The 22,806-nt window shown below is 45.2% G+C and carries 17 protein-coding genes and 3 tRNA genes; 8 read left to right on the top strand and 12 right to left on the bottom strand.

Annotated features, from left to right (window positions below; all coding sequences use genetic code 11):
- Window positions 1-55 precede the first annotated feature (55 nt).
- From GTQ48_RS04255 to GTQ48_RS04230, 6 genes are all read left to right on the top strand, one after another.
- A complete protein-coding gene (locus GTQ48_RS04255) occupies window positions 56-1,858 on the top strand; it encodes an ABC transporter substrate-binding protein (protein ID WP_163105317.1) in 1,803 nt (600 codons plus the stop codon).
- A 59-nt stretch (window positions 1,859-1,917) separates the two neighbouring features.
- Entirely contained in the window at window positions 1,918-2,886 is a 969-nt protein-coding gene (locus tag GTQ48_RS04250) for an ABC transporter permease subunit (RefSeq protein WP_163105316.1), read from the top strand.
- Window positions 2,873-3,766 (top strand): ABC transporter permease subunit, encoded by an 894-nt coding sequence (locus GTQ48_RS04245; protein WP_032094446.1) that lies wholly within the window; start codon window positions 2,873-2,875, stop codon window positions 3,764-3,766. The genes GTQ48_RS04250 and GTQ48_RS04245 overlap by 14 nt, the downstream gene beginning before the upstream one ends.
- Window position 3,767: 1 nt before the next feature.
- Window positions 3,768-4,763, top strand: a complete 996-nt coding sequence (locus GTQ48_RS04240) for a peptide ABC transporter ATP-binding protein (protein WP_163105315.1) — start codon at window positions 3,768-3,770, stop codon at window positions 4,761-4,763.
- Window positions 4,760-5,566, top strand: a complete 807-nt coding sequence (locus GTQ48_RS04235; RefSeq protein WP_163105314.1) for an ATP-binding cassette domain-containing protein — start codon at window positions 4,760-4,762, stop codon at window positions 5,564-5,566. Before GTQ48_RS04240 ends, GTQ48_RS04235 begins: the two co-directional genes overlap by 4 nt.
- Window positions 5,567-5,704: 138 nt before the next feature.
- Window positions 5,705-5,914, top strand: a complete 210-nt coding sequence (locus tag GTQ48_RS04230) for a hypothetical protein (RefSeq protein ID WP_163105313.1) — start codon at window positions 5,705-5,707, stop codon at window positions 5,912-5,914.
- A gap of 159 nt (window positions 5,915-6,073) precedes the next feature.
- On the opposite strand, the gene GTQ48_RS04225 is transcribed toward GTQ48_RS04230, so the two are convergent.
- The 9 genes from GTQ48_RS04225 to GTQ48_RS04185 all read right to left on the bottom strand — a co-directional run bounded on the left by GTQ48_RS04225 (window position 6,074) and on the right by GTQ48_RS04185 (window position 13,987).
- Window positions 6,074-7,204, bottom strand: a complete 1,131-nt coding sequence (locus tag GTQ48_RS04225; RefSeq protein ID WP_163105312.1) for a sodium ion-translocating decarboxylase subunit beta — start codon at window positions 7,202-7,204, stop codon at window positions 6,074-6,076.
- Between the two features lie 3 nt (window positions 7,205-7,207).
- The gene (gene oadA, locus GTQ48_RS04220) at window positions 7,208-9,121 is read right to left on the bottom strand and encodes a sodium-extruding oxaloacetate decarboxylase subunit alpha (protein ID WP_163105311.1); all 1,914 of its coding nucleotides are present in this window, start codon (window positions 9,119-9,121) and stop codon (window positions 7,208-7,210) included.
- 15 nt (window positions 9,122-9,136) lie between these two features.
- Window positions 9,137-9,406 carry an OadG family protein gene (locus GTQ48_RS04215; protein WP_163105310.1) on the bottom strand — a complete coding sequence of 90 codons (270 nt, stop codon included), beginning with the start codon at window positions 9,404-9,406 and terminating at the stop codon, window positions 9,137-9,139.
- Between the two features lie 259 nt (window positions 9,407-9,665).
- Window positions 9,666-9,742, bottom strand: a tRNA-Arg gene (locus GTQ48_RS04210).
- Between the two features lie 53 nt (window positions 9,743-9,795).
- Window positions 9,796-9,872 (bottom strand) — tRNA-Arg (locus GTQ48_RS04205).
- A gap of 39 nt (window positions 9,873-9,911) precedes the next feature.
- Window positions 9,912-10,001: transfer RNA gene (locus GTQ48_RS04200), tRNA-Ser, on the bottom strand.
- Window positions 10,002-10,256: 255 nt separating this feature from the next.
- A complete protein-coding gene (gene csrA / locus GTQ48_RS04195) occupies window positions 10,257-10,448 on the bottom strand; it encodes a carbon storage regulator CsrA (protein ID WP_032094439.1) in 192 nt (63 codons plus the stop codon).
- 132 nt (window positions 10,449-10,580) lie between these two features.
- Window positions 10,581-13,178, bottom strand: a complete 2,598-nt coding sequence (alaS, locus tag GTQ48_RS04190; RefSeq protein WP_163105309.1) for an alanine--tRNA ligase — start codon at window positions 13,176-13,178, stop codon at window positions 10,581-10,583.
- A gap of 359 nt (window positions 13,179-13,537) precedes the next feature.
- A complete protein-coding gene (locus GTQ48_RS04185) occupies window positions 13,538-13,987 on the bottom strand; it encodes a regulatory protein RecX (RefSeq protein ID WP_163105308.1) in 450 nt (149 codons plus the stop codon).
- A 190-nt stretch (window positions 13,988-14,177) separates the two neighbouring features.
- On the opposite strand from GTQ48_RS04185, the gene GTQ48_RS04180 reads away from it, so the two are divergent.
- Both GTQ48_RS04180 and GTQ48_RS04175 read left to right on the top strand, forming a co-directional pair.
- Window positions 14,178-15,386, top strand: coding sequence for a GNAT family N-acetyltransferase (locus GTQ48_RS04180; RefSeq protein WP_163105307.1), 1,209 nt, complete (start codon window positions 14,178-14,180; stop codon window positions 15,384-15,386).
- 19 nt (window positions 15,387-15,405) lie between these two features.
- Window positions 15,406-17,481 carry a M13 family metallopeptidase gene (locus GTQ48_RS04175; RefSeq protein ID WP_163105306.1) on the top strand — a complete coding sequence of 692 codons (2,076 nt, stop codon included), beginning with the start codon at window positions 15,406-15,408 and terminating at the stop codon, window positions 17,479-17,481.
- A 199-nt stretch (window positions 17,482-17,680) separates the two neighbouring features.
- Here the strand turns inward: GTQ48_RS04175 and GTQ48_RS04170 are convergent, their stop codons facing one another.
- The 3 genes from GTQ48_RS04170 to GTQ48_RS04160 all read right to left on the bottom strand — a co-directional run bounded on the left by GTQ48_RS04170 (window position 17,681) and on the right by GTQ48_RS04160 (window position 22,674).
- Window positions 17,681-20,104, bottom strand: coding sequence for a TonB-dependent receptor domain-containing protein (locus GTQ48_RS04170; protein WP_163105305.1), 2,424 nt, complete (start codon window positions 20,102-20,104; stop codon window positions 17,681-17,683).
- A 257-nt stretch (window positions 20,105-20,361) separates the two neighbouring features.
- Entirely contained in the window at window positions 20,362-21,999 is a 1,638-nt protein-coding gene (locus GTQ48_RS04165) for a SulP family inorganic anion transporter (protein ID WP_163105304.1), read from the bottom strand.
- Between the two features lie 12 nt (window positions 22,000-22,011).
- Complete coding sequence (locus GTQ48_RS04160; protein WP_163105303.1) at window positions 22,012-22,674, bottom strand: carbonic anhydrase; 663 nt, start codon at window positions 22,672-22,674, stop codon at window positions 22,012-22,014.
- Window positions 22,675-22,806 lie beyond the last annotated feature (132 nt).

Genomic DNA, 22,806 nt, shown 5'->3' with positions numbered 1-22,806 from the left:
TGAACCGTAAAGACCGAATCGCAAAGGCTGGGGCGTAAAAATTGAGGCAATTAATATGATGAGCAGTGTTATAAAGCGCGTTGCTGTTTGCGCCGGTACGGCCTTGCTTGTGGTGTCCTGTGCAAAGCAAAACAAGCAGCCCTTTTACAATACTGGCGTGGTGTATTGTTCTGAAAGTAACCCGGTTACTTTTAATCCCCAGCTTGATACCTCAAGTACAACGTCAGACGCCACTTCCCATCAACTTTACGACCGATTACTTGACTTCGACCCCGACTCTGGCCGCATAGTACCGAGCTTAGCAAGCAGTTGGTTGGTCTCAGAAAACGGTTTAACTTATGCGTTTCAACTGCGAAGAGACGTTGCGTTTCACACCACTGACTTTTTTACGCCAACCCGTAATTTTAATGCCAACGATGTCATATTCAGTATCGATCGTTGGAGACTTGAATCTCATCCATTTCACAACGTATCAAGCGGCAGCTACCCCTATTTTGAGAGCTTAGGTTTAGCAGACAATATTGCTGACGTAACGCGAGTGAATGGCTATCGCGTTGAAATTACCCTTAAGCGTCGAGACAGTTCATTTCTAGCCAATTTAGCCACTGACTTTGCCGTCATATTATCTGAAGAGTACGCGGCGCAGCTTTTCGAGCAAGGTAATCCTAGCCAAATCGATCGGCTACCGGTTGGAACCGGCCCCTACCGGTTTGATAGCTTTCGCAAAGATAGCTACATCAAATACCTCCACCATGAGGACTATTGGCGCGCTCTTGAAGGAGATGCAGCTGACGAATCTCTTGGAGACGAACCTCTTGGAGACGAACCTCTTGAAGACGAATCTCTTGAAGAAAATAGTGATGCCATTTTGGCTAGCGACCGAGCTCTTTCTACCGAAGAGAATGTTGCGAACGGCGAAGACCTCAATCAAGCGACAAATGAAAAAGCCCCAAGCGCCAGCGTAAAACAACTCATTTTTGATATTACTCCCCGTAGTTCACTTCGCCTGGCTAAACTGATGACGGGAGAGTGCGACGCTACTGCATTTCCTGCCCAAACAGAGCTTGAAGTAATCAGGAATAGAGAAGATCTTACGTTAGCAGAAAAACCAGGACTGAATATTGGGTTTTGGGCATTCAACACACAGCGGCCTCCTTTTGATAACCCAAACGTAAGACGGGCACTTGCCTTCGCTATCGATAAAAATACGCTGTTAGAGGCGGTGTATTTTGACAGTGCATCTCGTGCGAAGAGCCTGTTACCTGCCGCCAGCTGGGCTTATCAAAATGATGCAGACGATACGGCGTATAACCCCGTGCTAGCGCGAAGCTTGCTTGCTGAAGCCGGTATTGAGCCGGGCTTTTCAATGACGATTTGGGCTATGCCTGTTGAACGTGCCTACAATCCCAATGCAATTAAGATGGCAGAACTTATTCAGCGATACCTACGAGAGGTGGGTGTAGAAGCCAACATCGTCACGTATGACTGGAAGACGTTTAGACGCCACCTGCAAGAAGGTTTACACGACTCGGTATTGATAGGTTGGTCTGCGGATAACGGCGACCCCGATAACTTTTATCGTCCTCTACTTAGCTGCGGTGCTATTCCCTCAGGCACCAATAGAGCCATGTGGTGTAATGAGGATTATGATAGGCTTATTAACGAGGCATTGAAAACAGAAGACCTTGATAAACGTCGGGCTATTTATCATCAAGTGAACAGGCTCATGTATGAGCGACTTCCGCTGGTGCCAATTGCCCATGCTTATCGCTATCAAGCCTATAGAAATGAAGTTAAGGGAATGACCATTAACCCCTTTGGCGGTGTCCGTTTTGGTGGAGTCGAAAAAGTACTGTGATTCGGATTTTAGCACGCTACAGCATTCTTTTTATCCTGACGCTTTTAGTGTTAGCCGTCATGTCGTTCTCGCTGGCCTATTTATTTCCCGGTGATGTGTTAGAAAATCTCACTGGCATAGTACCCGCCAATGACGCTCAGCGTCTGGCTTTAGAACGCCAGTTCCGACTTGACCAATCTTATTTCATCCAGTTTTTCTATTACCTCTCTAACCTATTTGCGGGAGATTGGGGGTATAGCTTTACCTCGGGGATTGCCTTAAGAGATGAGATTGGCATCGCAATGCCCGCTACCATTGAGCTTGCCACTTATTCAATCATGATTGCCCTTTTTGTTGGTATTCCTCTGGGGTACTACGCTGGAATGCGCTGCTACTCAACTTCTGACTACATAATTAACACGAGCAGCATCACCACCTATTCTTTTCCTGTTTTTTGGCTAGCGCTCTTGCTAATTCTTGTGTTCAGTCTGCAATTAGACAAAGCACCTCTTTCTGGTCGAATAAGTTTGTTATTCGATGTAGAGCCTGTAAGCGGCTTCATACTGCTGGATATTTTACTTTCTGACATGCAAAACAAAAGCCTGGCATTTAAAGATGCCCTGTCCCATTTAACCCTTCCCACCGTTGCTATTGGCGCAGTTTCAACTGCTTCCATGGTGCGAATAACTAGGCGCTCGGTTATTGATGCTAGGAATCAACCCTACATTGCTGCAGCAGTGTCTAGAGGATTGTCGGGTTGGCAGATTTTCTTTCGACACATTTTAAGAAACGCTCTACTTCCCATATTGCCACTGATGGCGATTCAGATTACGACCCTTATAACCAACACAATGATCGTAGAGACACTATTTTCGTGGCCGGGAATTGGCAATTGGTTAATTCAGGCTATTTATCAGCGGGACTATCCTGCGCTACGAGTAGGCATGCTGGCAGTATCGACGCTGGTTATCACCCTCACCATTACGGTTGATATGTTTAATCGACTCATCGACCCTAGCAGAGAGAAGTACGAGCATGCCGCAATATAGTTTGTACGAAGAAGAATTTCACCCCTCGCCATGGCAGCGCACATGGCGTGCGTTTAAAGAGAGTCACATTGCAATGGCAGGTGCTGTGCTGCTTTGCGTATTTGTTGTATTTGCGTTGTTTGCTCCGTTGTTAACCCCCTATGGGGTTAATGAACAAAATATCGATGGCCTGTTAGTACCACCAAGTTGGACGGGTAATGGTTCAATTTCCCATTTATTCGGCACCGACTCCTTAGGGAGAGACCTCTTTACTCGCGTTATCTATGGGTGCCGAGTAACCCTAGGCTCTGCATTTATTACCGTGGTATTGGCCATGCTGGTTGGCGTAAGCCTAGGCGCTTTCGCGGGTATGCTTCGCGGCGTTCGCTCAAGTATTGCCAACCACCTGCCAGACGCGCTAATGGCAATTCCCACCTTGCTTATCGCTATTATTATTGTGGCTATTTTTGGTACCGGACTGGTGAACAGTATGTGGGCGATTACCCTCGCGCTGATACCTCAGTTTGTGCACCATACCCGCAGTTTGGTGCGCACTGAAATGAAAAAAGATTACATTGTAGCGTCGAAGCTAGACGGTGCGAACAAATGGCAGTTATTTACCTATTCCATTTTACCTAACATGACTGAAATGCTTGTAGTGCAAGGAACAATAGCGCTTTCTATCGCCGTTATTGATATTTCTGCACTGGGATTTTTAAACCTCGGTGCACAATCTCCCCTGCCGGAACTCGGGGCAATACTATCAGACGGACTGGATGTGACCTATTTAGCCCCATGGAATGTCGCGCTTCCCGGCATGGCAATTTTCTTCTTGGTGCTTTCAATCAATGTGGTTGGTGACGGTCTTCGCTCAGCCTTGAGAAAAAGGGTAAATCACTAAAATGCCGATGTTAGATATAAAAAACCTGACGCTAGAAATGCATAGTAGTGAGGGCACCATTAAAGCGTTAGATAAAGTCAATCTCACGGTGAGCACTGGAGAAATTCGCGCATTAGTGGGTGAGTCTGGTTCAGGCAAGAGTTTAATCGTATCTGCAATATGTGGGGCCCTGCCCTTAGAGTGGTCGGTTACCGCAGACAGAATGAGTTGGAATGGTGAAAATCTTCTTGGTATGTCTTCACAACAACGTCGTGAGGTGATGCGACGGGAAATTGCAGTGGTATTTCAAAACCCACAAACCAGTTTAGATCCCTCTGCAACGCTTGGTGAACAGCTAGAAGAAAGTATTCCCAGTGAGTTTATTCAGGGGCGATGGTTTTGGCAACGTGCTCAACAACGTAGAAAAATTGCTATCAGCACGGTGCATAAAGTGGGAATAAAACATCACAAGCATTATTTAAGCGCCTTCCCCCACCAAATCCCAAGCGATATTGGTCAAAAATTTATGATTGCCATGGCCTTGGTTTCACAACCTAAACTGCTCATTGCTGATGATCCTACACGTGGCATGGAGCCAACAACAAAGACACAAATTCTGAAGTTGTTCACTCGCTTAAATCAAACCCGGTCTCTGTCTATTTTATTTGTGAGTCACGACCTTCTTGCCATTGCCAGCATGTCGCATACCATGACGGTGCTTTATGCAGGGCAAACGGTGGAATCAGGTAAAATGAAGCATATTAAAAAGCGGCCGCTGCACCCTTATACGAAGGCTCTGCTTGATAGTGCCCCAAGCTTTAGAAAGGATTTACCGCCTAAGTCTCATTTGCCCACCATTGCTGGGTCAATACCCACCTTGCAGCATTTGCCTATTGGCTGTCGATTAGGTCCACGATGCCCCCGAGCACAACGTGCTTGCGTACAAACACCAGCAGTAAGACGCATCCACGATCACAGCTACAGTTGCCACTACCCTTTGCATATGGAGAAACTATGACAGACGTTATGCAGGTAAAGCAACTTAGGTTTCTACACAATGAAAACAAGCGGTGGTTAAAACGGCCCGAAGTTTTTGAGCTAGGCCCCATTGACCTAACGGTTAAGCGCGGAGAAACCGTAGCTATTATTGGTGAAAATCGCTCTGGTAAATCACTGTTAGCCAAGCTTCTTGTGGGCGCCGTTCGTGCTGACGAAGGCGAAGTTGAAATTAATGAGCACAAGTATTTAGCCAAATATAAATCGAAAGACGGTCAGCGAAAGCGAACGCATGATATTCGGATGATATTGCAGCACAGCAACGAAACCATGAACCCTTCGGTTCCGGTGGGTCGCATACTCGATGAGCCTTTGCGATTGAATACCACACTGGAATCTAACGAACGTAAGAAAATCATTGAAGATACCCTCGTCAAAGTAGGGTTGTTAAGAGAGCACTTCTACTTTTATCGGAATATGCTCTCAGACGGACAACAGCAGCGTATTGCGCTTGCCCGCGCAATCATGCTCAAACCTAAAGTTTTGGTAGCAGACGAGCCTTTTGCCGCCCTTGATCCCTCTATTCGCTCGCAAACTGTCAATCTGATTTTAGAGTTACAACAAGAGCTTGGTTTGGCGTTTATATTTATTAGTCACAATTTGGGTATTGTTCGCCATATTGCAGATAAAGTTATTGTAATGGAGCGCGGTCAAATTGTTGAAGAAGGCAAAACAGAAACTATATTTCGTTGGCCCCAACACACTCGGACTAAAAAACTAGTGACTGCCTACCACTCTCTTGTGCCCCAGCAAACCATTCGCTAAACCATAATAACGAAAGCTAAAGGCAGCATTAGAAACGGCCACACCCCTCGTTTTGTTAACTTAATGTAACTCATAAAATGAACGTTTACTCTGCGCCGAACGAAACAAGCATTACACATTTAAATAATGGGAAATGTTATGTTGATGACTTACGTGAGCTATGCAGTTATTGCTGGTGCAATTTTTATTCTTACTTCGTTTTTTTCGCAAAAGCTGCCAGCGCAGTCAAAAAATAGATCGTTTGCTAAAAAGCTAGGTACGTTTTTAGCCGGTGCTGGTGTGGTTACGTTACTGGGTGCGGCAACAGCGGCCGCAGCGGTAAACACATCTTCTGGATTCATTCTGTAAGTTAAATAGACTGACTCTGCTGGCACCTGATACTGCTAGCACTTTGCTCTAATGCCACCTTGCTTATTGGCAACTTACTTTATTAGAGCCGAGCCCTGTTCGCACCTTATTTTAATGGCAAAAGCGCAGCAGGGTCAGCCCTTACTGCGCTAATCGCTGTTATCCTACGAGGGCCAATAAAATACCTGCGGCTACTGCTGAGCCTAACACACCAGCCACATTAGGCCCCATAGCGTGCATAAGTAAGAAATTATGAGGATTGGCTTCTAAACCCACTTTATTAACGACTCGCGCAGCCATTGGCACAGCAGATACGCCCGCGGCGCCAATTAACGGGTTAATCGCATTACCACTTAACCGACTCATTAGTTTTGCCATGAGTACACCGGTTGCCGTACCCATAGCAAAAGCAATAGCACCTAGCCCTAAAATGCCAAGGGTTTCTACCGTGAGGAACGCCTCAGCCGATAACTTTGAGCCAACAGCAAGACCAAGAAAGATTGTCACTGTATTGATAAGTTCGTTTTGTGCTGTATTGCTTAGCCGGTCTACAACACCACACTCTTTCATTAAGTTACCGAAACAGAACATGCCTACAAGAGGGGTTGCCGCAGGCAAAAATAAAATCGTTAGAAACAACACCGCCAGAGGAAAAATTATCTTTTCCCGTTTAGAAACAAAGCGCAGTTGCCCCATTTTAATCTCTCGCTCAGCTTTGGTAGTAAGAGCTTTCATAATAGGTGGCTGAATAATGGGCACTAATGCCATGTACGAATATGCCGCAACGGCGATGGCACCTAGTAAGTCCGGCGCTAAACGAGAGGCAAGGAATATTGCGGTAGGCCCATCGGCTCCACCTATAATGGCGATAGCACTGGCGTCCTTTAAGGTAAAATCAAAACCTGGCAGTAAATTTAAAGCGATGGCACCAAAGAGCGTAGCGAAAATGCCAAATTGAGCTGCCGCGCCTAGTAATAGCATTCTTGGATTGGCGATAAGCGCGCTAAAATCGGTCATAGCCCCAACTCCCATAAAAATAAGGAGTGGGAACACACCGGTGTCGATACCAATTTTATAAATATAGTGGAGCAAGCCTCCCGCTTCGGAGAAACCCGCTATGGGAATATTAGTGAGAAGCGCGCCAAATCCTATGGGTAACAGCAAAAGAGGCTCAAATTTCTTAACGATGGCTAAATAGAGCAATCCAAAGCCCACCAACATCATAACAAGTTGGCCAGCCTCAAAATGGGCAAGTGCGGTACTATCCCAAAGCAGTAGTAACTTATCCATGTATTACCCCAACGAAATCAGTGATTGCCCACTGCTTACAGCGTCGCCATCACTAACGAGAATATCGCTAACTGTGCCTGTATAGGCTGAGCGTATCTCTGTTTCCATTTTCATGGCTTCCAAAATAATGACCACATCTCCTTCGGCTACGCTATCGCCATTGCGCACCAAAACCTTAAATACGTTTCCGGCCAATGGGGCATCAATAATTTGCGCGGCGCTTGCTTGAGATGCTGATGCAGCTTGACTCGAGGCTTGGTTTTGATTTGCAGGCGTAGCAGCACTAGCTGCAGTATTGCTGTTCACCTCAGAGTTGCCGTTTACCTCAGAGACTTTGCTTAATGCGCCCGATGGAGCTACCTCTACGTGATAAAGCTTTCCATCAACGTTAACGTCATACGCGGCTGCATTTGCCTGTGTATTAGCTTGAGGAGACGTCACCTGCTGGGTTTGGCCTTCTTGGACAGCGCCCTTAGTAGAAGATGAGATCTTAGTATTGTCCTTGGTATTGTCCTTTGAATTCTCATCGAGCGTCGGCGCAGCCTCAAATGCATCAAGGTTCCCTCGATTGGTAAGAAACTTAAGACCGATTTGAGGAAAGAGTGCATAGGTCAACACGTCATCAATTTTGCTTTCACACAGAGCAATGTTCTTTTTGTCAGCAAGTTCATCTAATTCTTTTTCAAGTTTAGTAAGTTCAGGTGAAATGTTATCAGCAGGACGACATGTTATTGGCTCTGCTCCGTCTAGCACCCGGGCTTGTAACTCGCTATTCACCGGCGCTGCAGTTGCACCATATTCACCTTTTAAAACTCCTGCTGTTTCTTTCGTAATGCTTTTGTAACGCTCTCCCGTGAGTACGTTCAATACAGATTGGGTGCCTACTATTTGAGACGTAGGTGTTACTAGCGGTATGTAACCGAGGTCTTCACGAACCCGCGGAATTTCTTTTAATACTTCTTCAAATTTGTCTTCTGCACCCTGCTCTTTTAGCTGGCTTTCCATGTTGGTGAGCATTCCACCTGGCACTTGAGCAAGAAGGATGCGCGCATCCACACCTTTCAAGCTGCCTTCAAATTGACTGTATTTTTTTCTGACCTCGCGAAAGTAACTGGCGATCTCTTCTAAATGTGGAAGTGATATTCCCGTATCTCGCTTGGTACCTTCGACAATGGATACCATTGTCTCAGTGGCTGTATGACCATATGTCATGCTCATAGAGGAAATGGCGGTATCCAGCATATCGATACCTGCATCAATAGCCTTTTGATATGTGGCCGTGCTTAACCCTGTTGTTGCATGACACTGCATTGCAATAGGAACATTCACTGTCTCTTTAAGCCCTGAGATCAATGCCTCGCACTCGTAAGGTTTAAGCAGTCCTGCCATGTCCTTAATACAAATAGAGTGAACGCCAAGATCTTCTAACTGCTTGGCCATCTCTAGCCATGTTTCTAGTCCGTGTACAGGGCTCACCGTATATGAAATAGTCCCCTGCGCGTGAGCTCCGCTATCAATAGTAGCTTTAATGGCTGTTTTTAAATTGCGAATATCGTTCATCGCATCGAATATTCTAAATACGTCCACACCGCTTTCGTGAGCCCGCTCGACAAACCGCGTCACTACATCGTCGGCGTAGTGACGATAGCCGAGCAAATTCTGCCCGCGTAACAACATTTGTTGCCGGGTATTTGGCATCGCCTTTTTCAGTTTTCTAATACGCTCCCAGGGATCTTCTCCTAAGTAGCGAATGCAGGCGTCAAAGGTTGCGCCTCCCCAAGACTCTACAGACCAAAACCCAGCGCTATCTAATTTCTCAGCAATAGGCAGCATATCTTCAATTCGCATCCGAGTGGCGAGCAAAGATTGATGTGCATCACGTAAAACAAGCTCGGTAAGCGCAAGTGGCTTTGTCATGGTAGTTCCTTGAGGCTATATGTTTTTGTTAGATTGACGGTGAGTATGAACAGCTGCGGAAATGGCGGCGATGATATTGCCATCAATACCTGGCTGCGCTGAATGCTTGGGTCTACTGGTAGAAACTGACTCTGAGTCATCCTCCCCGGGGAATGCTTTACAAAAGCGCGCAATAAGATGGATCCCTAGGATAAGTAAACCAAGAAAGGAAAATACAAACAGCATACCTATTAGCATAAGTGAAGCCGCTTCCATTAGCAGGCTAGTGACTGAATCAGTGTCCATGTGAACTCGCTTTAATAAAATCTATGATAAATAACTATCATGGGGTTTGTTAAAACTCAACAACGCAATGTGATAAATGCCATAAAGATGAAAACTGTCGATATTTGAACATGCTTTTAGCACGTACAAAGGTTCACAATCTTTAACAAGAGAATATGCAAAAAGAGTGGATTTGTGCTCGTCGTGTAGAAGTGTGTAGCGTGAGGCACTTTGAGGCAGGCATAAAAAAACCCACCTCAATGAGGTGGGCTTTCTTATATGGCGCGTGTGGAAGGATTCGAACCTCCGACCGCCTGGTTCGTAGCCAGGTACTCTATCCAGCTGAGCTACACACGCGTAAACTGTTTTACTTTCGATTTTTACATCAAAAGGTGACGCTTCAAAATAAGTGGCGCGTGTGGAAGGATTCGAACCTCCGACCGCCTGGTTCGTAGCCAGGTACTCTATCCAGCTGAGCTACACACGCGCAATAAACTTTTTGTCGACCGCCACTATCAACGAATAATGGCGGAGAGGGAGGGATTCGAACCCTCGGTACGAATTAACGTACGGTTCCTTAGCAGGGAACTGGTTTCAGCCACTCACCCACCTCTCCTTGAGTGCGGGATGCATTTTACGGATTCATTGGCCTGAGTCAAACCTTTTTTAGGAAGAAAGTGTTCGTCCGCTGTCATTTTAAACGATTCGTTTAAAAAACACGTTAATTATATACCAATCACACGACCCTCGCCTACTGATACCTCGTCAATCAATCATTGCCGGGAAAATTTGGGCTAGTACCATTTTTTTAAATATAGAAACAAAAAAGGCCGGCGTGCGCCGACCTTTCCCAATGAAGCTATATTAACGTTTATTCTGCAGAGTCCGGCTGTCCGCCTTTTTCTGCCTGAATACGCATGTATATTTCTTCACGGTGCACAGAAACTTCTTTCGGTGCATTAACACCTATTCGTACCTGATTCCCTTTGACGCCTAACACAGTAACAGTAACATCGTCACCAACCATAAGCGTTTCACCAACTCGACGAGTCAAAATAAGCATTCGCTTGCTCCTGTTCCTTTATATTTAACGTTTCCATTATAGTTTGCTAACTCGCCGGCACGACCCAGCGGAAGCGCAGTGATTCCTTGTTTCTGTGTCACTTCAAAAACTCACTGTTATATGCGGTTATCATTATAGCTTATCTTGTAACCAAGCGTTAACCGAATCTAACGCCTGATTGAGATTTTCAGGTTTGTCGCCACCTGCCTGAGCCATGTCAGGTCTACCGCCACCTTTGCCGCCAACTTGCGAGGCGATGAAATTCACCAATTCGCCGGCTTTTACCTGACTAGTAAGGTTTTTGGTAACACCAACAATAAGATTAACTTTTGAATTGTTTGCTACACCTAATACTACGATGCCTTCGCCGATTCGGTTCTTTATATCATCCATCATTGAACGCAATGACTTAGCTTCCACACCTTCTAAATTGGCGACTAGCACTTTTACGCCATTTATCTCTACCGTATTACTAAGCATATCAGCACCTTGCTGACTTGCCAGTTTTTGTTTGGCCGCAGTGAGTGCTTTTTCTAACTCTTTAGTATGATTTTGTAATGTTGCTACCCTGTCTAGCACATTGGCGCTGTCTGTTTTCAACATTGCCGATAGCGACGCAAGTGTTGCCTGCTGGCTCTGCATTACATTTAAGGCCTCTTCGCCTGTTACTGCTTCTAAACGACGTACGCCTGAAGCAATGCCGGCTTCGCTGGTAATTTTAAGCAAACCGATGTCACCAGTTCTAGTAACGTGAGTACCGCCGCAAAGCTCTACAGAAAACGGCCCCATTTTTACAACGCGTACTTTTTCGTCGTACTTTTCGCCGAACAACGCCATCGCGCCTGACGCTTTAGCGTCTTCAAGCTCCATTAGCTCTGTAGATAGGACATGGTTTTCTCTGATTTGTTCATTAACTCGACGCTCTATTTGCACAATTTGCTCTGACGTCACGGCTTCAAAGTGAGAGAAGTCAAAGCGCAAGCGAGGAGCCTCAACCAGTGAGCCCTTTTGCGTTACGTGCTCGCCCAATATCTCGCGAAGAGCAGCATGCAATAAGTGAGTTGCACTGTGGTTCTTTTTAATTGCTTCTCGGTTGGCTACGTCAATAGATGCGGTAGCTGTATCACCTTTTTTCACTGTACCTTTAGCAACACCTCTATGAGCAAATGCTTTACCCATCTTTTGAGTGTCTGATACAACGAACTCACCACCGGCTACGCTTAGTATGCCTTTGTCACCAGATTGACCACCGCTTTCCGCATAAAACGGCGTGCTGTTTAGCACCACAACACCTTCTTGGCCATCTTCTAAAGTGGCGACGAATTCATTGTTAGCAATTAGCTCAACAACCGTTGCACTGCCGTCAACGTCGGTATAACCCGTAAAGGCAGTTTCCTGTTCAACCACCAATCTATTATTGTAGTCGGTACCAAAATTACTCGCTTGTTGCGCCCTTGCTCTCTGCTGCTGCATAGCAGACTCAAAGCCTTCCTCGTCAATTTTAAGCTCGTGCTCTCTTGCTACGTCGTTGGTCAAGTCAATAGGGAATCCATAGGTGTCGTAAAGCTTGAACACAACATCGCCTGGAATAGTATCGCCCTCTAATGTTTCAAGGGTCTCGTTAAGCATTGCCATTCCGCGGGCAAGTGTCTTACTAAACTGCTCTTCTTCCACGCGAAGTACTTTTTCTACTACTGGCTTTTGGTCAACGAGCTCTGGGTACGCTTCGCCCATCTCAGTAGCCAATGAAGCTACTAGCTTGTAGAAGAAAATATCATCAGCACCTAGCTTATAGCCATGGCGAACGGCACGGCGGATAATACGGCGAAGTACATAGCCGCGACCTTCGTTAGATGGCATAACACCATCACAAATTAAAAAGCTGCACGAACGAATATGGTCAGCAATCACTCGCAACGACTTATTCTCTAAATCATCGGTACCAACAATTGACGCCGCTGACTTAATAAGATTTTGAAATAAATCGATTTCGTAGTTGCTGTGCACGTTTTGTAAAATGGCAGAAATACGCTCAAGTCCCATACCGGTATCGATAGAGGGTGCAGGTAGGGGCTCCATGCTGCCATCAGCCTGCTTGTTGTACTGCATGAATACTAGGTTCCATATTTCAATGAAACGATCGCCGTCTTCCTCTGGCGTGCCAGGAGGACCGCCCCAGATATGTGCACCATGATCATAAAATATTTCAGAACATGGACCGCAAGGCCCTGTATCACCCATCGACCAGAAGTTATCAGAGGTACTTATGCGAATGATTTTCTCTTTCGGAACGCCAATGTGATTTTCCCAAATATCAAAGGCTTCATCATCTTCAGAGTAAACCGTCACTAATAGCTTCTCTGCAGGAAGGCCTACTTCTTTGGTTAAAAAATTCCAAGCAAATTCAATAGCTTCTTTTTTGAAGTAATCGCCAAAACTAAAGTTACCCAACATTTCAAAGAATGTGTGGTGACGAGCGGTGTAACCTACGTTCTCTAAATCGTTGTGTTTACCACCGGCTCTTACACAGCGCTGAGAAGACACTGCACGAGAATAACTGCGCTTATCTGCGCCTAGCAAGGTGTCTTTGAATTGATTCATACCTGCGTTAGTAAAAAGAAGCGTTGGATCATCTGCAGGTACCAGTGACGAGCTAGCGACGGCGTGATGGCCATGACTTTTGAAATAATCTTTGAACTTGTTGCGTAAGTCAGCAGTTGATATTGTCATTGAAAACCTAACTTCCTTTATACATTAATGAGACGGTGCGAAGCCCTTACTCGACATTGTTGCTTAATTTACTCAGTTGCTTAAATCGCTCACAATTCCATAACCCAACATAGCCTAACAATTTCATAGCAAGGAAAAGTGCGTAAACAACAAAGTGAAAAGTCGAGTAAAAATAGTGAACAAAGAGATATCCGCGTCACATGGCGTTATGCTCGCACAATTTTGCGAAACAATAGCACGAATAGTGGTTTTCTGTTAAGCCTAAGGGGGCTATGTAGTAGGCAATTTTTTACTAAACATCACCAAAACTGCAGCTAAAATAAAATTGTAGGTACATTTACATGTTACTTTCCGTATGATCACTCATTGCTTACAGCATAATCAATATGCTCTTGGTAAAACCCTCGGTATTGTAAAAAGCGCTTTTGTTTTTGACGTAAGGTGAAGTCTGTCTCAAAAAATGCGCCAAACTTTTTCACTTTTGCCGTTTTCGCGCTTTCAAACCAATCCGCTTCAATTTCTTCGAAAGCCTGTCGAACGTACCCTTCATCAACACCGTATTGTTGCAGGTCTAACTTTATCACTCTTGGGCCCTTGCCCTTTAAATACAGGGCCCGCGCTCTGCTTTGAGCAAATCGCTCGTCGCTTTGAATATCGGCTTCACGAAAAGCATCTAAAATGGGTAACAGCGCTTCGTTCTCAATGCCCTTTTGGGTAAGTTTACGCACTATTTCACTGTAGCTATGCTCTCGTCGTGCCAGCATGCGGGTAATCGCGTCGATAATGATCTTTCGGTCAAACTCTGACATTTTTGTGACCCTACTTGTTACTGTTTTCCGTAAATATTCAAATACTAAAATTACGGCATGGGTGATGTGTTTTGATTAGGTCCCGTTGACCTATTTTGAAGCAGTATTTTATTTCGTTATACCAACGACAGTCTAGCCTTAATAAGAAAAGAGTCGCATTACTAGCGCTTGATATACTTTAAATGAAATTATGAATGAACAAGTAATAATACACGACAGCATAGCAAGTATCTCCAAAGCGCAATGGAACTCTCTCGCTGAGAATGCAGGCCCATTTCTCCAATTTGAATTTTTGCATGCATTGGAAACGTCAAAGTGTTGTGGTGAAGAATCGGGATGGCGCCCGTTTCATGTAACGGTAGAGCATGACGGCCATATTGTTATGGCGATACCTGGCTACCTTAAAACACACAGCTATGGCGAGTACGTATTCGACCACGCATGGGCAAATGCTTATCATCAACACGGCATTGACTACTACCCAAAATGGATAAGTGCCGTACCTTTCACTCCGGTAACAGGCAAACGGTTACTAATAAAAGAAGGTCTAACGTGCTCCCCTGCTCTATTAGCACAAATTGCAGATACCTTAAGCGCGCAGTGCCAATCGAGATACAAAGAGCATATCTCGTCACTACACTGGTTATTCGTTTCAGACAGCGAAAACAACTTGCTAACTAAAGAACACCATTATTTAACTCGCCACAGTGTGCAATTTCAGTGGCACAACTATGGTTACACGCACTTTGATGATTTTTTGAATGCCCTCACCTCGAGAAAGCGTAAATCAATAAGCAAAACACGAAAAAAACTGACTGAAAACGGCATCCAATTCTCACACTACAGCGGAAGCGACATTACCCCAGAAAGACTCGCCTTCTTCGTTAAGTGCTATCAATCTACCTACTTAAAGCGCAGTGGCCACCTTGGCTACCTCAATACCGCCTTTTTTGAAACGCTTGTGTCAACTATGAGTGAACGCCTGCTTATTGTTACAGCAATTGAGCACGGAAATCCGGTGGCTAGCGCTTTATTTTTTCACGACGAATCTGGCCTTTATGGACGTTATTGGGGAGCACTCAAAGATATCGATAGCCTGCATTTTGCATGCTGTTATTTCGAAGGTATCGCGTTTGCGATAAACAATAAGCTCACTCATTTCAACCCAGGCACCCAAGGCGAACATAAAATATTGCGAGGGTTTGAGCCTATTTACTGTCAGTCCAAACACCAGCTGTTTGAGCCGGCTTTCCACGATGCTGTCGCAAATTTTTTACAGCAAGAAAACGAACATATCGCCCACTATTTTAATCAGGCACAGAATGCTTTACCTTTTAATCAGGAATTTGTGCCTACTTTAAAAACTAAAAGTGTCATTCATCCTAACGACGACACATAAAACTAAAATGAGAAACCATATGAAATATAAACTCCTTGCCGTAGCGATTGCGGCATCACTTGGCCTGGCTGGTTGCTCTCAACCAGAGCAAGCCAAAGAACAAATGACCAAAGCAGAGCCTGCTGAAGCAAAAGCCGAGGCGGAACTTGGCTCGTTTGGTGTCGATCTTTCTGCTCGAAATGAAGCGGTTAAGCCAGGTGACGACTTCTTTATGTATGCCAGTGGCACTTGGTACGACAACTATGAACTTCCTGCAGATAAAACGCGCTATGGCGCATTTACCGGCTTAGCTGAACGCAGCGAAGAACAGGTAAAAAGCATTATCGATGGTCTAACAGAAAAGGAAACACTTAACGCTGATGAAAAGTTAGTTAGAGATTTCTACGTTGCCTTTATGGACACAGAGACCATCAATGAAAAAGGCCTATCTCCTATTAGTGATGTTCTAAACGACATTGATAGTATAGAAAACACGAAAGACCTCACCGCAGCCTTCGGTAAAAGCTGGCTATACGGTTACAGTACGCCTATTGGTGGCGGTATGTGGTACAACCGTCTTGACCCGAATGAATACCAGCTAAGCGTGGGTGTTGGTGGTATTGGTCTTCCCGATCGCGACTACTACCTAAGCGATAGTGAGCGCTTTGTAAAAATTCGCGAAGCCTATGTAGCCCACATTGAAGAGATGCTTACCTTAGCTGGCGTAGAAGACGCAGGCACAAAAGCAGCGAATATTATGGCGCTAGAAACTCAGCTAGCTGAAGTTCAGTGGCCTCGCGAAAAACGCCGTAACCGTGACCTGACCCTTAACCAAATTGAGCGCAGTAAGCTCACTGATGCCTATCCGGGTTTCGATTGGGATGTTTATTTCGCACAGTCAGGTTATAAGGTACCAGAGCTCAACATCACTCAGCCTCAGCCTGTAAAAGATGTGATTAAACTGATAAACCAAGTTGACCTGAACGACTGGAAATCTTATTTGAAATATCACACGATTTCTAACAATGCGGGCATGCTTGCCGAAGATGTATACATGGCCAATTTCGACTTTTACGGTCGTACGCTTAATGGTCAACAAGAGCCGCGCCCTCGTTGGAAGCGTGCGTTAAGTCAAATGTCGGGTACTCAGTCTCTTGGTTTTGCAATTGGCAAGATTTACGTAGACGAGTATTTTCCTGAAAGCTCAAAAACACAAATGGCAGAGCTAGTGGAGAACCTACGTGCTGCGTTAAGCGAGCGTATAGATACCCTTGAATGGATGGGTGAAGAAACCAAGGTTAATGCCAAAGAGAAGCTAATGGCATTTCGTCCTAAAATTGGTTACCCAGATGAGTGGCAGTCGTTTGACGGCGTAACTATTAGTGATAACGACCTTATTGGTAACGTTCGCAACTTACGTGAATTCTTCCATGCTGAATCGGTAGAGCGTGAGCTTAAGAAGACCGATCGTGAGCGTTGGGGTATGACACCACAGCGAGTAAATGCTTATTACAACAGCTCATTCAACGAAATTGTATTCCCTGCTGCAATTCTTCAACCACCATTTTTCGACCCAAATGCAGATGCAGCCGTTAACTACGGTGCAATAGGTGCTGTTATCGGTCATGAAATGGGACACGGTTTTGATGACCAAGGCTCGAAGTCTGATGCCATGGGGATTCAAACTAACTGGTGGACAGACGAAGATCGCGCGGCGTTCGAAGAAAAAGCAGATGCCCTTGCAGCTCAATACAGTAAGTACGAGCCCATTGAAGGCAACTTCGTAAACGGTCGTAACAGCCTGGGTGAAAACATTGGTGATGTAGGTGGTCTTGCAATGGCCTACCACGCTTACAAACTTAGTCTTAACGGTGAAGAAGCGCCAGTTATTGATGGTCTTACAGGCGATCAGCGTTTCTTCCTTGCTTGGGCTCAAGTTTGGAAAGAAAAGCGTACTGAACAAAGCATGTTGAACCAGCTTCGTGCCGGTACACACGCACCGGGCCGCTTCCGTGCACAAGCACCTCGTAACCACGATGCATGGTATGAAGCCTTTGACGTTAAACCGGGTGATGCCCTATACCTAGCGCCAGATGAGCGTGTGCGTATTTGGTAATTCGTTGAACGATCAGTTTGGTGAGCCGTATTTTGGCTCACTACGCTGGATAGCATGATGCATTCGGCACTGATTGTTCAAAAAATACAAAAAGGGCGGTAAGACTTATGTCGAACCGCCCTTTTTATACAAATCAATATTCTTCAGTGTTTTATCGAACCTGCAACAGCACTAAACTGTTGCAGATTTGTTATCACGATTAAAAGGTTAAGCGTGCGTTGACTGCAACTGCGCGTGGGGCGCCAATCCAAAACGCACCTGGTGCAATAGTAGAAGCGTAATCTTCGTCAAACAAATTATTGACGGTTAAACGCACCTCTAGTTCTTCAACACCTGGCCCAATGTTTTCGATAAAGCCACCCACATAGAAGTCACTAACAATGTAGTCATCAACCCGTGCGGCATTTTCGATATCTAGGAAACGGCTATCAACATACTTAGTTGATAAGCCAGCAAAGTAGTTGTCGCGCGCCCAATCAAGACTGACTACTGCCATAGTATCAGGTGTACCGATAACCGTATTACCTTCAATAGCTACCAGCGATACCTCAGGGTTTTCAGCGTCTGCAATGGCAGCTTGGGCATTAGCAAGTGTATCATATTGCGTACCTGAACTTCCTACCGTCGCAACGTACTCAGAATCGCTTAGGGTAATAGAGGTAAACAACGAGAACTCGTCGGTTAGCATAACGTCTGCTGAAACCTCAAAACCGCTTGACTTAATACCACCAACATTTTTATAACCACCAGCGGCGGCTTCAAGAAAGTCTATACCCTCTGAAGTTTCGTTACTAGTAAACTGAATACGGTCATTAAACTCAATATTGTAGTAGGTCACACTGGTATTAAAGCCTGGTGACGCGTAGCGGAAACCGACGTCAATGTTATCAGCTGTCTCTGGCTTTATAAAACGAAGGTCAGTATCGTTACGTTCAAGCTGGGCGTCTTTGATTGCCGCAAAGTTTTCACCGTAACCTGCGAAAACTTCTACTCCTTCAATTGGTAAAGGTGCGACGATACCCGCTGAGAATAATGTATCTGAATCCGTATTCACCGCTAAGTTGTTAGCTGAATCAAAGTTGTCGGTTTTCTCGATATCCACGTTGAACTTCTTTGCGCCCGCACGGATGCGAGCAAAGCCTAGATCTAGCTCGTCTTCCACATAGTACATCAGGGTATCAACCGGAAATGTTCTGTCGTACTGCACCCAATAAGGCACGTTATCATAATCTACGCTGATAGATGAATTGGTTATCTTGTGCCAGTCCCGTGATTCACCTCGCTCATAGTCTTCCCACCAAATTCCGAATCGAACCGTATTATCAAAATCACCAATTTTGGTGTACCAGACTGCATCGGCATTTATGCCAAAGCGTTCTTTATCATAATGGGTGTGGCGATAAGAGCCTACTGGAATAGCCCCTTGTTCGTGACAGCCAGGATCGTACTGTGCGCCTGCACCGCCATAAGGGAAAGTTAGTGAGCTTTGACAACCCTCAATAGGGCTTAGCTGATTGCCTTGTCTATCCACGAAGTAGATTTGTCCGAGTTCTTGTCCGCCGAACACCGTATTACCGACCACAAGTTCAGAGTGTCCTTCAGCATCGTCATCAGTGATATCAACGATATATGGTGGAACCCACTCGCCGCGGCCTTTATTGTCGTGATAATAAACGTTGGTCATAAAATCGACCTGGCCAATGGTAAATTCAGCCTGAAGATAGGCAAAAAGGTTTTCCCGTAATGTAGACCACCCCCTTCGATACGCCTGATCTTGATAAGGCACTCCTGTCCATTCGTCAGTTAGCTGATCCCATTCCGGATTTTGCTCATATTGCGCTAAACCATATATTCGCTGATAGTTGTCTTCGTGGGTATCGTCGTAAGACAGGTAACCGGTAAGCGATACATCGTTAACAGTAGAGATAAACTTCATCGCCAAGTGGTCACGAGTGTTCTCTGCTGCTTGCTGCATAAAGTCAGAACTCTCTTGACTTGAAAGGCTTATCCAAGCGTAAGTATCTTTAAAGATTTCACCTGTTTCGTAGCGCACATAATACTTTGACGCATCAAACTCGCCTGCGGTTAAGCTAGTAACTAAACCTTGCTCCATAGACGGGTTGATGGTGGTGAAGTTTAGCGTACCGCCTAATGCTTCATGAGAGCGGGAAGCAATGTCTGCTGTACCCTGTGATACTTCTACGCCATTTACGTTTTCAGTATCGATATAGCGATTCGCCTTCGCACCCCCACCATAATTTGAGTTGCCGTTAGCGATTCCATCTACCGTCATACCTATCTGCTGTTCGTTTAGGTTTACCTGAAACCCGCGAATAACAATAGACGTTGACCAATCATCAGCACCAAAGGTGTCGCCTTCGTTAATAAGAACACCTGGTAAGTTGTCCACCGCCGCTAAAACGCTGCTCAGATTTGCCTGCTGTTTGAACATGTCGTCGCTGGTTGCGTTATTCGCATAAGAAACGCTACGCCCCACAACAGTAATTTCTTCAATACGCTCTTCCTCTGCGCGTTCCGCTTCCTCCGCCAAAACTTGTGACGACGCAGCAATAGAAGAAAGAGCAGCAAGTATTGCTATATATAATTTATTCCGTGATTTCATGTGGTTCTCAAAGTAGTTGTGTATTGTTTGCGCACTACTTTAGAAAGGCATTGTTACACTTACGTTAAGTTTAATTGAACAATCAATTAATTAAATTGCGAATGTTATTTACAGGTAATTAGTGGCACATTGGGTTCAAAGAGCACCTACCTCTCATTATTCATCGCCAATCGATAAAAAAGCTTAGCTGCAGACATAAAAAAGCCCTCCTGAGGAGGGCTAAAAAAGGGAAAGGTTTTGTTTACCTCAAACTCTTATCACGATTGTGTTGCGGCTTGCAGCGATGGTTCGCCATCATTACTCCCGCCTACTTTCTTTTTTGCATACAGAAGCGCATCGTGTAGCGTTTCAAAGTTAGGAATGCCTGGGTGAGCTTCATTAACACCCTCAAGTACTTTGTTAAGGTTTTCGTTGGCACCACAAATTATCAACTGCCTTCCTGCCGCTAGTGCGTCTGATGTTACTGTATCAACTGCCATTGCTGCAGATACATCCATCAAAGGTACCCGTGAGAAGTCCAGAATAGTGAACTTACTGCCAGGCTGAACACGCTCGCGAACACGGTGACCTAAATCAGCTGCCGCACCAAAGCTCAATGGACCACCGAAGCTAAAGATAGACACTTTGTCTTTGAGTTCCTCAAGCAATCCATTTTCTTTCGGGTCGTTAAGATCTTGGGGAATCTTTTGCAGCTCTTCAATTTGTAGCTGAGCGACTTGTCTAACATACGCTAAAGCGCCAAGTACAACACCTACGCCCACTGCGGTGATAAGGTCTACGAATACCGTTAACAGCAATACTAATGCCATCAATCCAAAGTCCCATCGTGGGCCTTTGTGACCACGTTTTAAGTAGCCCCAATCGATGATGTCTAGTCCAACTTTTACCAATATACCGGCAAGCACAGCATGCGGGATTTTTGCCGCAAGTGGGCTTAAACCTAATACAATAGCAAGTAATACCAACGCATGTACCATACCAGACACGTTGTATTTACCGCCGCTTCGGATATTTACAACAGTACGCATGGTTGCACCTGCACCCGCGATACCGCCGATTAAGCCGGCAAAGGTGTTACCAATCCCCTGACCGATAAGCTCTTTATTACTATCATGACGAGTACGCGTCATGTTATCAGCAACAAGCGAAGTCAAAAGACTATCAATTGCACCTAGCAGCGCTAGAATAAATGCAGCCTCTATTACAACCCATATCTTGCTTTGATCAAATACAGGCAATTGAAGGCTAGGCAAGCCCGTTGGAATATTACCCAATACTGGTACGCTTAGCGCAAGACTGACTAATGTACCAATGATAAGTGCAGCAAGAGCACCAGGTACATATTTGCCTAAAGACGCAGGCCACTTGTACGCTATCACTAACGTGCCAAGACCTAAAGCTAGGGTTGAGAAGTTTATATCAGCCAACGCTGTTGGAAGGTAAGAAAGCGCACCGATGGTACCGCCTGGAGGTTCATGCCCAAGTAATCGGCCAATTTGCAAAATAATAATGATGGCACCAATCCCAGACATAAAGCCCGAAATCACTGGATAAGGAACAAGCCTTATATATTGTCCAACACCAAACAAGCCAAACGCTATTTGGAATATACCGGCTAGCATTACCGCCGTAAATATTAGGCTAGCATCACCAGAGAGGCTGGCAAACAAGCCAGCAAGTACCACCACCATTGGTCCAGTAGGACCTGAAATTTGAGCTGGTGTGCCGCCAAAAAGAGCAGCGAAAAAGCCAACAGCTATTGCACCATACAGGCCAGCCATTGGTCCAAGACCTGAGGCTACACCAAGCGCTAACGCAAGAGGTAATGCAACGATACCGGCAGTTAAACCACCAGTGAGATCACCTCTTAAATTTGAAAAATTAATTTTTACCACAAATGTTCCCTCTTATTCAGCCGCTTTTGCACGTTTGAATCGCGCTTCAGCCTCTGTCTGGTCCATAGTAACAAAGTCGCCAGCTTCGCTGCTGTAACACAACATGTCGCCGCTACCGATATTGTAAACCCAGCCGTGAAGCTCTACTTGTCCAGTTGCAATTTTAGCCGCCACTGCAGGATGAGTGCGAAGGTGCTGTATTTGTTGCAATACGTTTTCTTTTGTCACCGCTTCTAAATCGTCAATAGATAGTTTGTCGTGACCACAACGCTCTTTAACAACGTCAGTCGCCACGCGGCAGTGCCCTAACCACTCTTTTACGTGCGGTAATGAATCTAGACCTTCAGGGCTGATAGCGCCTTTCATAGCACCACAATCTGTATGACCACATACCACAATGTGTGAAACCCCTAACGCAGCTACAGCAAATTCAATAGACGCTGTCATGCCGCCGGTTTGATTACTATGAGGAGGAACAATATTGCCCGCATTTCGACAAATGAAAAGCTCGCCCGGATCGGTTTGAGTAACCAGGTTCGGGTCAATACGAGAATCTGAGCACGTGATGAAAAGAACTTCTGGGTTTTGACCATTCGCTAATTTTTGAAAGGTTGCTTTTTTATTTGGATAAACTTCTTTTTGAAACTTCGCAACACCTGAAAAGACGTGTTCCATAGAATACTCCCGGTTATTTTAAATAGTTATAACAATGTTAATACTCTAGTGTCACTTGATAGATTAATAGTTTAATATACCACCTCGTGATAACCAAAAACTATCATGCGAGTTATTTGTTGGATAGTCTGC

The sequence above is a fragment of the Alteromonas genovensis genome, from assembly GCF_010500895.1.
Classification (GTDB): domain Bacteria; phylum Pseudomonadota; class Gammaproteobacteria; order Enterobacterales; family Alteromonadaceae; genus Alteromonas; species Alteromonas genovensis.
This window is presented reverse-complemented; position numbering and strand designations above follow the sequence as displayed.

Bases quoted from the DNA above. Each gene is read 5' to 3' on its own strand.
- GTQ48_RS04175 (WP_163105306.1), top strand. From the start codon at position 15,406: ATGAAATATAAACTCCTTGCCGTAGCGATTGCGGCATCACTTGGCCTG.
- GTQ48_RS04225 (WP_163105312.1), bottom strand. From the start codon at position 7,204: ATGGATAAGTTACTACTGCTTTGGGATAGTACCGCACTTGCCCATTTT.
- oadA (WP_163105311.1), bottom strand. From the start codon at position 9,121: ATGACAAAGCCACTTGCGCTTACCGAGCTTGTTTTACGTGATGCACAT.
- GTQ48_RS04235 (WP_163105314.1), top strand. From the start codon at position 4,760: ATGACAGACGTTATGCAGGTAAAGCAACTTAGGTTTCTACACAATGAA.
- GTQ48_RS04160 (WP_163105303.1), bottom strand. From the start codon at position 22,674: ATGGAACACGTCTTTTCAGGTGTTGCGAAGTTTCAAAAAGAAGTTTAT.
- GTQ48_RS04240 (WP_163105315.1), top strand. From the start codon at position 3,768: ATGCCGATGTTAGATATAAAAAACCTGACGCTAGAAATGCATAGTAGT.
- alaS (WP_163105309.1), bottom strand. From the start codon at position 13,178: ATGACAATATCAACTGCTGACTTACGCAACAAGTTCAAAGATTATTTC.
- GTQ48_RS04230 (WP_163105313.1), top strand. From the start codon at position 5,705: ATGTTGATGACTTACGTGAGCTATGCAGTTATTGCTGGTGCAATTTTT.
- GTQ48_RS04180 (WP_163105307.1), top strand. From the start codon at position 14,178: ATGAATGAACAAGTAATAATACACGACAGCATAGCAAGTATCTCCAAA.
- GTQ48_RS04250 (WP_163105316.1), top strand. From the start codon at position 1,918: ATGTCGTTCTCGCTGGCCTATTTATTTCCCGGTGATGTGTTAGAAAAT.
- GTQ48_RS04245 (WP_032094446.1), top strand. From the start codon at position 2,873: ATGCCGCAATATAGTTTGTACGAAGAAGAATTTCACCCCTCGCCATGG.
- GTQ48_RS04215 (WP_163105310.1), bottom strand. From the start codon at position 9,406: ATGGACACTGATTCAGTCACTAGCCTGCTAATGGAAGCGGCTTCACTT.
- GTQ48_RS04170 (WP_163105305.1), bottom strand. From the start codon at position 20,104: ATGAAATCACGGAATAAATTATATATAGCAATACTTGCTGCTCTTTCT.
- csrA (WP_032094439.1), bottom strand. From the start codon at position 10,448: ATGCTTATTTTGACTCGTCGAGTTGGTGAAACGCTTATGGTTGGTGAC.
- GTQ48_RS04185 (WP_163105308.1), bottom strand. From the start codon at position 13,987: ATGTCAGAGTTTGACCGAAAGATCATTATCGACGCGATTACCCGCATG.
- GTQ48_RS04255 (WP_163105317.1), top strand. From the start codon at position 56: ATGATGAGCAGTGTTATAAAGCGCGTTGCTGTTTGCGCCGGTACGGCC.